The organism is Microcoleus sp. EPA2 (genome assembly GCA_020882975.1).
GTDB lineage: Bacteria > Cyanobacteriota > Cyanobacteriia > Cyanobacteriales > Microcoleaceae > Microcoleus.
In genome coordinates this window covers 167,058-179,079 of record JAHRFD010000010.1, presented here as the reverse complement: position 1 = coordinate 179,079, position 12,022 = coordinate 167,058, and the positions used below count along the sequence as shown (strand labels likewise).

The window sequence follows — 12,022 nt, the reverse complement described above, 5'->3', positions numbered from 1 at the left end:
AAGCACATCTAATCCCCCCCCTTACCAAGGGGGGGCTAGGGGGGGTTTAAATCCCGAACCACAACCAGAGACTGAAAGCACATCTAATCCCCCCCCTTACCAAGGGGGGGCTAGGGGGGGTTTAAATCCTGAACCACAACCAGAGACTGAAAGCACATCTAATCCCCCCCCTTACCAAGGGGGGGCTAGGGGGGGTTTAAATCCCGAACCACAACCAGAGACTGAAAGCACATCTAATCCCCCCCCTTACCAAGGGGGGGCTAGGGGGGGTTTAAATTTCTTAAAACTACCAGAAAACCCCATCCAACGCCTAGGAATTCAGCACAGTTTCCCCGACTGGATAATCGAAATGTGGATCGAAGAACTAGGCGAAACCGAAACAGAACAACTATGTGAATGGTTCAATCAATCCCCCACAATTGACCTCAGAATTAATCCTTTAAAAAGTACAATCGACAAAATCGAAACCGCCTTCAAAGCCAAAAATATCAGCGTTAGCAGAATCCCACACTTACCCCAGGGCCTAAGACTAAATGGCAGCAGTGGCGCAATTCAAAATCTCCCCGGATATAGTGAAGGTTGGTGGACAATCCAAGATAGTAGCGCTCAATTAGTCACCCATTTACTCGATCCGCAACCGGGGGAAACCATAATTGATGCCTGCGCCGCACCGGGAGGAAAAACTACCCACATTGCCGAATTAATCGGAGATACAGGTAGGATTTATGCCTGCGACAAAACTGCAAATAGACTCAAAAGACTTAAAGAAAATGCAGACAGACTCCAGATGAAATCAATCCAAATTCATACCGGAGACAGCCGCCATTTTCCTGAGTTTATTAACCTCGCAGACAGAGTTTTATTAGATGCACCTTGTTCTGGCCTGGGCACCCTCCATCGTCGCCCTGATGCCCGTTGGCATCACACAGCCGAAAACATCCAGCAACAATCCCAACTGCAATCGGAATTGCTAACAAATTCAGCGACATTTGTCAAGTTGGGTGGGGTATTAGTTTACGCAACTTGCACGATTCATCCTTTAGAAAATGAACGAGTTGTGCGATCGTTCTTAGACAGCAATCCTGAGTGGCAAATCGAACCGCCCACCATAGATTTACCAGTACAGCCATCACCGGAAGGATGGGTAAAAATTTGGCCCCATCGCCATCAAATGGACGGCTTTTTTATGGTGCGGTTAAAACGAGGTGAGAAACCAGGACTTTAGTGCTTATTGTGGCGGTTCTTGATAATTATTGGGTTCTTGATAACCAGGATCTTGCCACTCGCGATGCCTAGGTTCAGGATTAGGATTGTAAGGGACGATCGCACCATCATCATTGACAATCATGCCACGAATAATCCGATTTGGCTCCACCGGTTTGGGCTTAATAGTACCTTTGCGGCCATCCAAATTCGGCAATTTGGGAAATTCCTCAACTGGCATTCCCTTCACAGCTTGACTCATAAAATCGCGCCAATTGTAAGCAGCCGTACCGCTAGTTCCTCCGGTGGGATAGTTGTCATCATTGCCTAACCAAACCCCTGTCACAACCTGGGGAATGTAACCAATAAACCACAAATCCCTGACTTTTTCCGAAGTACCGGTTTTGCCCGCTACAGCGCGATCGGACAAAGCCGCAGGGCTACCGGTACCCCCCTGGACAACACCCTCCAACATCCAAGTAGTAATAGCAGCACTATCTTTATCCAAAACCTGCTTCGGTTTAAAATTAGCCTGATAAATCACATCTCCCCGTTGATTTATCACGCGAGTAATGCCGTGGGCTTCAATAAAATTACCTTGGGCCGCCAAAGTGCCGTAAGCATTAGTTAACTCCAGCAAATTCACCTCAGAAGAACCCAAAGCCAGGGAATAAATAGGGCTCAATTTAGATTTAATTCCCATATCGTTGGCTAATTTGATTACTGGTTCAAACCCGACATCCATCAACACCTTGACAGCCACCACATTCACCGAACTCGTCAAGGCATCAGAGATCGATCGCCAACCGCTAAACTTTTTGCCATAATTATTCGGCTGATAGCCATCGATAATAATTGGTTCGTCTTCGTAACTGTCATAGGGCGAAAAACCAGCCGCCATCGCCGCGGCATAAACTAACCCCTTAAAAGTCGATCCGGGCTGTCGCAAAGCCTGAGTAGCGCGATTAAATTGACTTTCCTTAAAACTTCCACCGCCTACGAGGGCTTTAACTTCCCCTGTCTTGGTGTCCATAGAAACTAAAGCCGCCTGTTCAAAACCCTGACGGCGGCCATCAACTTCGATCGCATCTTTAATCACTTGTTCAGCAATTTTCTGCCACTTCAAATCCACCGTCGTCTCAACAGTCAAACCACCAGCTTCCAAAGCATCCTGAGAAACATAGCGTGGCAATTCCTTTCTAATGTAACTCGCAAAATAAGGCGCAGTCACTTTAAAACGCTTTGGTGGACTTTGTTTAACAGTCAAAGGTTCCGCCATCGCTTCCTTAGCTTCAGCCTCAGTAATTACCTTGGCTTCTTGCATTTGTTCCAGCACAAGATTGCGGCGCTTCTTCGCAAAATTCGGATTAACCAAAGGCGAATATTCGCTGGGTGCAGGAGGCAAACCTGCCAAAGTTGCCATTTCTGCCAAAGTCAATTTATCAACGGTTTTGCTAAAGAAAACCCAAGCTGCATCCGCTACTCCGTAAGAATCAGAACCTAAATAAACCAGATTCAAGTATCGTTCTAAAACTTGTTCTTTACTCAACTCTCGCTCAATTTTCTGAGCCAAAAGAGCCTCCCGCAGCTTCCGTCGAATACTTCTTTCCTGATTGAGAAAAACAACGCGAGCTAATTGTTGGGTAATGGTACTACCACCCTGGATCAAATCTCTCGCCAGTACATTAGAAACAATCGATCGCACAATACCTTGATAATCCACACCGCGATGTTCGTAAAAACGGCGGTCTTCTATAGCAATAAAAGCTTTAATCAACAGATCGGGAATTTCTTTAAGTTTCAACTTATCTCTAGTTGCAGGCCCCGATTGCAACAAAATTGTATTATCTGCTGCCTTAATTGTCAGCGTCCCATCGCGGTTAAAAGCCGACAAATCATTAACATCCGGCAAACTTTTATCTAAGGTGTGCAAAATCCACAAACAGTAGATTAAAGTGCCACCGCCAATACTAGCAACACCGATTCCTACCCAAAATTTAGGGCCACGGGACAGCAGTTTTTTCAACTTTCCCTGTAGTTTCCTATTTTTGGCTAGTTCATTATTTTCGGCTAGTTCATTATTTTCGGCTAGTTCATTATTTTCGGCTAGGTCGGTACTGGTAGGTAATTTGCTACTTGCCGATTTTTTAGGCAATTTAGCATCCAACAAATTCACCCCAGGTTGGAACAATGCTTTTCCCTTTGCTTGCCAACTGGTAACTAGCTCTTCAATTTCCAGCCACACTATTAAACGCTTCAACCCTTCCCAATCGCGCTTGACTATGGGATAGCGATCGGCTTCCTGTTGTAATTCTGACTCTGTTGGAGGTGCTGGATCTTCTGGTGCCAGATACTCCCATTCTTCCGCCGTTGTCCGTGTAGAAAATTCCGCCTCCGATGACGGCGAGTCGAGTTCATTGTCCTCTGCTGTCTGGGGCAATTCTGCATGGGAATTGCCACTTATTGCGTTAGTGACTTTGCTCAACTTATCTTTGATGTTTGAGAAAAATTCTGCCACGTTTAGACCTTCACACCTCATCAATTTAAATTAAAAATTAAAAACCAAAAAGGCTATTCCTTTTCAATTTTTAATTTTTAACTTGACATTTTTATTCAATACAATTGCACTGATTTTTAACTGGGGGATTTTGGATTAAAAATTATTTAATTCAAAAGTGCCAACTCACAACTTTGCTTAAGCAGCATGACCAAGTGCCAAAGCTGCTACCAGCATACCCAACACCAGGAAAGGCTGAGCACTTGCCTGATATTTAACATCATTTTCCAGAGGATTGCGTAAAAAATACATATCCTGAAAAGTGATTTGGGGCACAATCAGCAGCAGGAGAATGACAGCGTACAGATTTTGGTGGATGCTAATCAAGTAACCTGCAATCCCGGCTTGAAATATGTCGATCGTCAACACGCATATCCAAGCTGCGGTGCCGATGCCAAACATCACTGGCAAAGATTTTAACCCTAATTGGCGATCGCCCTCAACACTTTTAAAATCATTAACGATCGCAATTCCCAGCCCAGCCAAACTGTAAAACAGGGTCAAAATCATAATCGTTGGATCTAGTTTACCAAACAAAGCTTGACCAGCCCACCAAGGCAAAGCAATGTAACTAGCACCCAAGGCATAATTTCCCAACCAACCATTCTGCTTGAGTTTCAACGGTGGTGCAGAGTAGATGTAAGCTAAAAATGCGCCGACGAGAGTCAAAACAGTCATGGTGGGAAATTCATGACCAGCCCACAAGTCTAGAGCATAAGCGATGCCGATGCCTGCGGCTAATAATACCAAAATTTGCGCGACTACTTCGGGAATAGAGATCAGCCCGGAGGGAATTGGACGGTAGGGTTCGTTAATAGCATCAATTTCGCGATCGTAGAAATCGTTCAAAGTTTGAGTATACCCAGTCAGCAACGGGCCTGACATCAACATACAAGCTGCTGCGATCGCAAAATTTTCGAGATTCCAGGTATAGTGACCAGAAGAGGCCGCCCCGCACACCACGCCCCAAATCAGGGGAATCCAGGTAATCGGCTTCATCAGTTGCAAGCGAATCTTCCAAATGGAAGTTTCCCCCGTAGCAGCCCCTTTCATACCCAACAGTTGCCTAGTTTTGGCATTCCGGTTGTCTGTAGCTGCGCTTTCTGGGGATTCTGGAGAAATTGGGGATGGAGGAGAGTCAGACATAAATGTGATTTTAGGGGTATCCTACTGTCGTGTAGATCGGCATTGCCATAATAATTCTGTAGAATAGCATCAATATTCCAAGCATTGTGTAGTCCAGGATTTTGAGATACCCGAATTCGCAGAAGTTGTAGGGGATCTGGGTATTATATTTGTTTAGGTGGGGTTAACTATGCTAGTTTTCAGTCATCCCATCTGACAAAAAGTCTGGCAAAAAATTAGAATCTAAAACCTCAGCAGAAGTGTAAACACACAATTGCGGAAATGTCTCTAGGGACAATCCAGTTTCAGCACTTGCTTGTTCTATTGCATCCGAATAGCATTCAGAAAACACTTCTTCCAGATAGGGTTTGAGACTGGGGGAATCCTGGAGACTTTTCCGAAGGCGTCTACGGTGTTCGGCTATAGTACCTTTCCAACTACCGCTTCTGCGATCTGGTTGAAATTCCCACTTTAGCAAGTGCATCAGAAGTACCACAAGATTACTCTCCAAACTCCGCCGTTCAGTTCGTCCCATGTCTTCTATTTCTGCAATCATATTTTCCCAGTCAATGTTTGAATAATCGCGAAGCCGCAACTTTTCCACGGTAGTTTCAATCCATTTTAGGTAGTCTCGATCGTACAAATTTTGTAGATTAACATCGAGTTTTGCCATCGTCATATTTTTTAGAGTCAAGGATGTACAGATAACTAACATAAATGGCGGTAGGAATCAAAAGGCAGCCCCGTGCGTCGCTTCACCTCAACAACTGATTTATATTCGCCTTTAATCTGCCTTTCTGTAACTATTTTCTCTGCTACAACTCTGTCTAAGCCACTGGCTATTAATTCCTCCACTGAAAATACATTTAATCGTTTCCAAGTAAAACTTGCTTCCTTTTGATAATTATAGCTAAAGCAAATCATCGGGGCGATGCGTCTGACGTGACTAGCTGGAACTCCTGCTATTTCTGACAACTCTTCGGCGTGAGTAAAAATATATCCTTCATTTTGCAAAGATTCAATATCATTAGCATAGACGATTGGCAATCCCAAGACTCTCACCAAATCATCTTTGGTACACTCATTAATATCTATTTTTCCCCGTATATTTGCCAACTCTTCTGCACTTGTGGCACTTGCAGGAACCAGTAAACCTCTGGGTGCTGTTTTGATGAGATAGCGTTTTTTCAAAGAAAATGCAGTGACAATTTGAGCTACCCAAACTAGCAGGCCCAAATTAGCTGAAGCCGATAAGGCTACTGCGGCTAAAGTAAAGCCCGCGCCCCACCCGATCCAACTGCGAATATTTGTTTTTTGGCCTGCATAGACGATCGCCAATCCGCCGAAGTAGGGAATAAAAGAATACCACACCCACTTGGGAGTTTGACGCAGCCAGTGTAAATCTTGAAACACTTTAATTTTATCCTTAAACAGTTGTTATTTTACACTCATTCTTATCCCACTCTTTGAAGGGCGGGTTTCCTGGTTCCTGCTTCCTTCATAATTAATTACAAATCTCGCAGTAGTTTGAGTCGTTTTTCTTCATATTCTTCTGCTGTAATTGCACCCATATCATAAAGTTTTTTGAGATCGGCGATCGCCCCAGTGACATCTGTTGCCGATCGCAGGAAGCGGCCCGATTGCAACATACCTGGATTGTACTGTGCTTGAAAAGCTGGTTCCGACATCAGTAGCAAGCCGAGAAAATCAAAAAATGCGATTACTGAGGGAATGAATGTCAGAGAGAATAGCAAATATAATACCCCGGCCAAATTATTTCCCAAATAAAATTTGTGAGCGCCAAAGCCTCCTAAAAAGAAAGCCAACAAAACTGCTACTGTTTTATCTTTAACCATTTTTTTGTGTACCCCATTTTTTAAGTGTCACTGCAACTACCTGGCTGGATAATCTTACTAATCTTTACTCATTTATTTTTAGATGTGCGAAACTTCGACATCGCAAAATACAGCAAAACTATACCTGTTTGAGCTTCGAGAATCACCAAGTAGCCTCTCCAGAAATAATTTAGTTCGGTTGCTGAATTCAGAGAAAATAATAAAAGACCAAAGGCTGCGTAGGGTAAGAAACGCATCCAAGTCCGCGTTCCGTCTAACTTGTGGCTATTAAAATTGCTCATTGCGTTAAAGCCTGATTCTTACTTAAGATGTACAGAAAAATTGGCTAGACTGTCAAGTTGCGTGCTGTACGATCGCGCCAGCTAAAAAGCACTGACCAAGATCTAACTCCAATGTTAACGCAAGTTTTTCCACTCAGCTTCAAAAATTGCGCCCTCAGCACCCTAGGGTACTGAGGATAGTCGCCAAAAAAGCAAAGGAAATTAACAATTATTCACAAAAGCCCGAATTAACTCCCACCGCCCAAAAGAAACAGACTCAGGAGAGTGCCACTATTCCAGAGACTGTGGAGTAGCATGGGAGCAAGGAGATTGCGCGATCGCGTGTACACAAATCCCAACACCGCCCCCAAAGTCGCCAAAGGCAGAATTTCCGAGACGCTCAAGTGAGCCACAGCAAACAACAAAGCAGAAGTAGCGATCGCCCCCCAAACAGGCAAATAGCGAGTCAGAGAAGGCAACAGAAAGCCCCGAAACATAATTTCCTCAAAAACCGGAGCCGCGATCGCCGCCGTGGCAAAAAACACCGCCAAAGCCAGGTTATCCTTACCTTCAAGGACGATCGGCAAAATCGGATTACTACCACCTTGTCCCTGCCATAACTGCTGATTGATCAGCGACACCAAAACTACCAAAGGTAAAGCCACAAAATAGCCACCAAAACCCCACCAAAACCAATTTCCCCGCCAATTAATCCGAAACCAACTTTCAGGTAAAGGCAAAAAAGACCTTACAGAAAAATACAAGACAGAAAGTCCCCCCGCCGACAATAATAGATAAGTAGCAAAGATATAAAAAGCCTTACTACGCGGGTCAAAACTAGCAGGATTTAAATGAAAAACCGACAGAGAAAGTGGCAGCAACAAATAGGGGATCAAGATTTGTCCCACAAAGAAAAAACCGACCACAAGGACCTGCCAAACAATCTCGCCATCCCAAGGAACATCCCAAGTCAAGCTAGAATTTTGAGCCAAAATTGGTCCAGAACCCGTTGGTTCTAACTGCTTTCTTTGCAACAACCACTGCACGGTCAAACCAGCCAACAACACCGTACCTATACAAAGTCCGATTCCCGGAATCCCAATCACAATCGCCAACTTTTCCACAGAATTTGCAGCGATTATTTGTTCGGCAGATTGCAGGGAAACCAGGTCTTGAGAACGCTGCTCTAATTTATAAAGTTGAGCCAGACTACGATAGCGAAACCAACCATCTAAAGACTTTTTAATGCTCGATTCAGCATCAGGCAAAAGTTGAGGAGGATTGCTCCAAATTCCCTTTAAAACCGCAGCAGCTTGACTGGAAGCATCGGCATTATTTTGAGTATTGTATCTATCGATCAAATCTTGCCAAGTTTTCAGAGCCAGATTGATTTTACCCGTACTTGCCTGCAAAATTCCCACCCGCAAAGCAAGCTCGCTTTCCAGAGTTGACAACTTGTTAATTGACTCTTCCAGCTCCTTATTTTGAGAAAATTTTAGCTGGTTTGCAGTAACATCTGAAGAGGGGTTGAGAGTTGGAAGTTGTTTAAATTGCGCTTGAGTTGTAGTGAGAGTTTTCTGAGTCGATGTTCGCGCCTCTTGATACTGAGCTAAAGCAGTATCTAAAGGAGCGGAACCGATAATAGTGCTGCGAACAGAAGTTAAATTAGAATTAGAATTATTTTCCCCCTGCCACTCCGAAGCATGAAGCAGTAAATTTGTCTGATAGAGTTCCAGCCGACTTTGAATTTGTGGCTCATTCCAGCTAGCAAGTAAAGACAAACCGACCAAGGCGATCGCGATCGCTGTTAAAATACCTAAAAATATCCGCTTTAGTGTCATTCTGCCTGTTCCGTCCCGCGCGTATCCGTGCCTAAGTCTATTTCGTCTTTAATCATAGGCGGTTGTTAGCGAGAGTGTCCCCGGAACTGGTAAAATTTCTACTGGCTCATCTTTGGAATCGTTTCAAGCCCCAGATTTATGCCCAGGCTAAATCTAAAATCTAAAATCTAAAATCTAAAATCGAATGACTACTCGCGTTATCTTAGTCCGTCACGGTCAAAGCACTTACAATCAAGAACGCCGTATCCAAGGCCGTTTGGATAAATCAATTTTGACAGAAGCAGGGCGCACCGCCGCCCTTCAAGTAGGCGAAACGCTCAGCAGTATCACCTTTGATGCCGCCTACAGCAGTCCCCTGCAACGAGCTAAAGAAACTGCCGAAATAATCGTTTCCCGCTTGACAAATCCGCCCCAACTCCAGCCCACAGATCAATTGATGGAAATCGATTTACCTCTGTGGGAAGGAATGCTACGTCAAGATGCGATCGACCAATTTCCAGAAGCCTATCAATCTTGGCAGCAAAATCCCGACAAATTTTCGATGAAACTGCCATCAAAGGAAGCAGAAATCGAACACTTTCCCGTCTTGGCAATTTTTGCTAACGCTAGAATGTTTTGGAAAGAACTATTATCTAAGCATAGTTCTGGCACAATTTTAGTAGTAGCTCATAACGGCATAAACCGGGCACTGATCGCCACAGCATCGGAAATTTCTCCCGCTTACTATCAATCTATTCAGCAGTCAAATTGCGGGATTAGCATTATCAATTTTGGAACTGCTCCTGTTGCCACCAGTGAGCAAAGTGAGCAGCAACAAAAATTGGCAGTTCAACTAGAATCGGTGAATTTAACAGCTCACACAGGGGAAATTTTTCCGAAGCCAAGGGAGGGAAATCGCGGGCCACGTTTGTTGCTGGTACGTCACGGCGAAACTGACTGGAACCGAGCGGGAAAATTTCAAGGACAAATAGATGTACCGCTCAATGATAATGGTCGCGCACAGTCTGGAAAGGCGGCCGAATTCCTGAAGAATGTCAAATTAGATTTTGCCATCAGCAGTTCGATGTTGCGCCCCAAGGAAACAGCAGAAATTATCCTCCAATATCACCCAGACTTGAAGTTGGAACTCCGCAATGAGTTAAGAGAAATCAGTCACGGATTGTGGGAAGGAAAATTTGAGTCAGAAATAGAATCATCCTATCCAGGTTTGCTGCAAGAATGGAAAACATCTCCTGAAAATGTACAAATGCCAGAGGGGGAAAATTTACAAGAAGTTTGGGAAAGAGCGATCGCCTCTTGGCGAGATATAGTACAATCGGTTTCTGGTACAGGGATTGTGGTTGCTCATGATGCAATTAACAAGGCAATTCTCTGTCATTTGTTTGGCTTAGGACCAGAACACTTCTGGAAGTTCAAACAGGGAAATGGTGCGGTTAGCGTGATAGATTATCCCCATGGCCCAGAAGGTTTGCCAGTATTGCAGGCGATGAATGTGACAACTCATTTGAGTGGTAGTGTTTTTGACCAAACCGCGGCAGGTGCACTGTAGAAATTAAAAGTTAAAACTTGAATTATCAAGAAAAGGAGGTATGCTTCATAATTGCTTATTATCCGCATACCTCACTTCCTATTATCTGTCTTTTCTCTTTCTCTGCGGTCTCTGCGCTCTCTGTGGTTAAATAATTCTTAATGGATTTTTACTTAGGCATAGATTTTGGTACAACATACCTCACTTCCCTATTATCTGTCTTTTCTCTTTCTCTGCGGTCTCTGCGCTCTCTGTGGTTAAATAATTCTTAATGGATTTTTACTTAGGCATAGATTTTGGTACAACAGGAGTGCGATCGACGGCGATCGACTCCCATGGTAATATACATTGTGATAAACAGTATAATTTTAGTCAAGACGACCCAGCATCAGAATTAACATTACGCTGGCAAAATGCACTCTGGGCGGTAATTGAGCAAATTCCCTTAGCCCTTCGCACTCAAATAAAATCCATCGCCATTGATGGCACTTCCTCCACTGTGATGCTATGTGATACCAAAGGTATACCCGTAGAGGAGCCAATTTTATACAATGATGGACGCGGTGTGGCGGTAGTCGATCGACTGCGGGCGATCGCACCAGCCCATCACACGGTATTAAACGCTACATCAAGTCTGGCAAAACTCCTGTGGTGGTTAGAGGGGGCGGGCACGGGGGCACCGCCCCTACAGAAGCAAACAGCCCCAAGGTTTTTTCTGCATCAAGCAGATTGGTTATCCTTTTTGCTACACGGAAGATTGGGAATTAGCGACTATCACAATGCTCTGAAATTGGGTTACGATGTTGCCAATTTGTGCTATCCCCATTGGCTGACAGAGGGAATTGCGGGTGTTTCTGGGTCCATCGCCCCTAGATTACCCCAAGTTGTCGCACCGGGAACAGCGATCGGACCTGTGACAGCAGAAATAGGCGATCGATTTGGCTTTCCCCGCGACTGTATAGTTTGTGCTGGTACTACCGATAGCATAGCAGCCTTTTTAGCTAGCGGCGTCAATTCTCCGGGGGAAGCAGTAACTTCTCTCGGTTCAACTTTAGCCCTCAAACTGTTAAGTTATACCCGTGTAGATGATGCCACCTACGGAATTTATAGTCATCGTTTCACTTCCCCTTCACAAGGGGGGGCTGGGGGGGATTTGTGGTTAGTGGGAGGTGCTTCTAATACCGGAGGTGCTGTGCTACGCCACTTTTTTACTGATACTGAATTGGATAATTATAGCCAACAAATTGACCCCCATCGACCTAGTTTGCTGGATTATTATCCATTGTTAAAAAAAGGCGATCGTTTTCCCAATAACGACCCAAATTTGCTTCCTAGATTAGAACCTCGTCCTGCTGATGCTGTGGAATTTTTGCAGGGTTTGCTAGAAAGTATAGCCCGGATTGAAGCGCGGGGATATGAATTATTGCAGGAGTTTGGTGCAACTCCTTTGACAAAGGTTTATACGGCTGGTGGTGGGGCAAAAAATCAGGTTTGGAGTGAGATCAGAAAGCGTTATTTGAAAGTTCCTGTGCTAACTCCGGTTCATACTGATGCTGCTTATGGAAGTGCATTATTAGCTAGGGGGAAAATCAACCTGTTTTAGATTGGATGTTATGTGGTTGAGGTTTGTCTATGGATGATTTTACCACAGA

10 protein-coding genes are annotated in these 12,022 nt (G+C 44.4%); 3 read left to right on the top strand and 7 right to left on the bottom strand.

Features of this window, described 5'->3' with window-relative positions; all coding sequences use genetic code 11:
- Positions 1–1,225: 16S rRNA (cytosine(967)-C(5))-methyltransferase RsmB (rsmB, locus tag AAFP14_RS12090; protein ID WP_341732500.1), on the top strand; the 1,225-nt coding region annotated here is incomplete at its 5' end.
- Between the two features lie 3 nt (positions 1,226–1,228).
- On the opposite strand, the gene AAFP14_RS12085 is transcribed toward rsmB, so the two are convergent.
- From AAFP14_RS12085 to AAFP14_RS12055, 7 genes are all read right to left on the bottom strand, one after another.
- The gene (locus tag AAFP14_RS12085) at positions 1,229–3,742 is read right to left on the bottom strand and encodes a transglycosylase domain-containing protein (RefSeq protein WP_341732499.1); all 2,514 of its coding nucleotides are present in this window, start codon (positions 3,740–3,742) and stop codon (positions 1,229–1,231) included.
- Positions 3,743–3,898: 156 nt separating this feature from the next.
- Complete coding sequence (gene chlG / locus AAFP14_RS12080; RefSeq protein WP_341732498.1) at positions 3,899–4,906, bottom strand: chlorophyll synthase ChlG; 1,008 nt, start codon at positions 4,904–4,906, stop codon at positions 3,899–3,901.
- Positions 4,907–5,078: 172 nt separating this feature from the next.
- Positions 5,079–5,558, bottom strand: a complete 480-nt coding sequence (locus AAFP14_RS12075) for a DUF29 domain-containing protein (RefSeq protein WP_341732497.1) — start codon at positions 5,556–5,558, stop codon at positions 5,079–5,081.
- A 35-nt stretch (positions 5,559–5,593) separates the two neighbouring features.
- On the bottom strand, positions 5,594–6,298 hold the full coding sequence (locus tag AAFP14_RS12070; RefSeq protein WP_341732496.1) for a helix-hairpin-helix domain-containing protein: 705 nt from the start codon (positions 6,296–6,298) through the stop codon (positions 5,594–5,596).
- Positions 6,299–6,393: 95 nt separating this feature from the next.
- Positions 6,394–6,741, bottom strand: coding sequence for an NINE protein (locus AAFP14_RS12065; protein ID WP_341732495.1), 348 nt, complete (start codon positions 6,739–6,741; stop codon positions 6,394–6,396).
- A gap of 68 nt (positions 6,742–6,809) precedes the next feature.
- Complete coding sequence (locus AAFP14_RS12060) at positions 6,810–7,022, bottom strand: hypothetical protein (protein WP_341732494.1); 213 nt, start codon at positions 7,020–7,022, stop codon at positions 6,810–6,812.
- A 227-nt stretch (positions 7,023–7,249) separates the two neighbouring features.
- Positions 7,250–8,842: a CPBP family glutamic-type intramembrane protease gene (locus AAFP14_RS12055; RefSeq protein WP_341732493.1), complete on the bottom strand. Its 1,593-nt coding sequence runs from the start codon at positions 8,840–8,842 to the stop codon at positions 7,250–7,252.
- A gap of 184 nt (positions 8,843–9,026) precedes the next feature.
- Here AAFP14_RS12055 and AAFP14_RS12050 point away from each other — a divergent pair, with 184 nt between their 5' ends.
- Both AAFP14_RS12050 and AAFP14_RS12045 read left to right on the top strand, forming a co-directional pair.
- Positions 9,027–10,391, top strand: a complete 1,365-nt coding sequence (locus tag AAFP14_RS12050; RefSeq protein WP_341732492.1) for a histidine phosphatase family protein — start codon at positions 9,027–9,029, stop codon at positions 10,389–10,391.
- 250 nt (positions 10,392–10,641) lie between these two features.
- Positions 10,642–11,973 carry an FGGY-family carbohydrate kinase gene (locus tag AAFP14_RS12045; RefSeq protein ID WP_341732491.1) on the top strand — a complete coding sequence of 444 codons (1,332 nt, stop codon included), beginning with the start codon at positions 10,642–10,644 and terminating at the stop codon, positions 11,971–11,973.
- Positions 11,974–12,022 lie beyond the last annotated feature (49 nt).

Coding starts and splice junctions, on each gene's coding strand:
- AAFP14_RS12075 (WP_341732497.1), bottom strand. CDS start 5,558: ATGGCAAAACTCGATGTTAATCTACAAAATTTGTACGATCGAGACTAC.
- AAFP14_RS12050 (WP_341732492.1), top strand. CDS start 9,027: ATGACTACTCGCGTTATCTTAGTCCGTCACGGTCAAAGCACTTACAAT.
- AAFP14_RS12060 (WP_341732494.1), bottom strand. CDS start 7,022: ATGAGCAATTTTAATAGCCACAAGTTAGACGGAACGCGGACTTGGATG.
- AAFP14_RS12055 (WP_341732493.1), bottom strand. CDS start 8,842: ATGACACTAAAGCGGATATTTTTAGGTATTTTAACAGCGATCGCGATC.
- AAFP14_RS12085 (WP_341732499.1), bottom strand. CDS start 3,742: ATGAGGTGTGAAGGTCTAAACGTGGCAGAATTTTTCTCAAACATCAAA.
- AAFP14_RS12045 (WP_341732491.1), top strand. CDS start 10,642: ATGGATTTTTACTTAGGCATAGATTTTGGTACAACAGGAGTGCGATCG.
- AAFP14_RS12065 (WP_341732495.1), bottom strand. CDS start 6,741: ATGGTTAAAGATAAAACAGTAGCAGTTTTGTTGGCTTTCTTTTTAGGA.
- chlG (WP_341732498.1), bottom strand. CDS start 4,906: ATGTCTGACTCTCCTCCATCCCCAATTTCTCCAGAATCCCCAGAAAGC.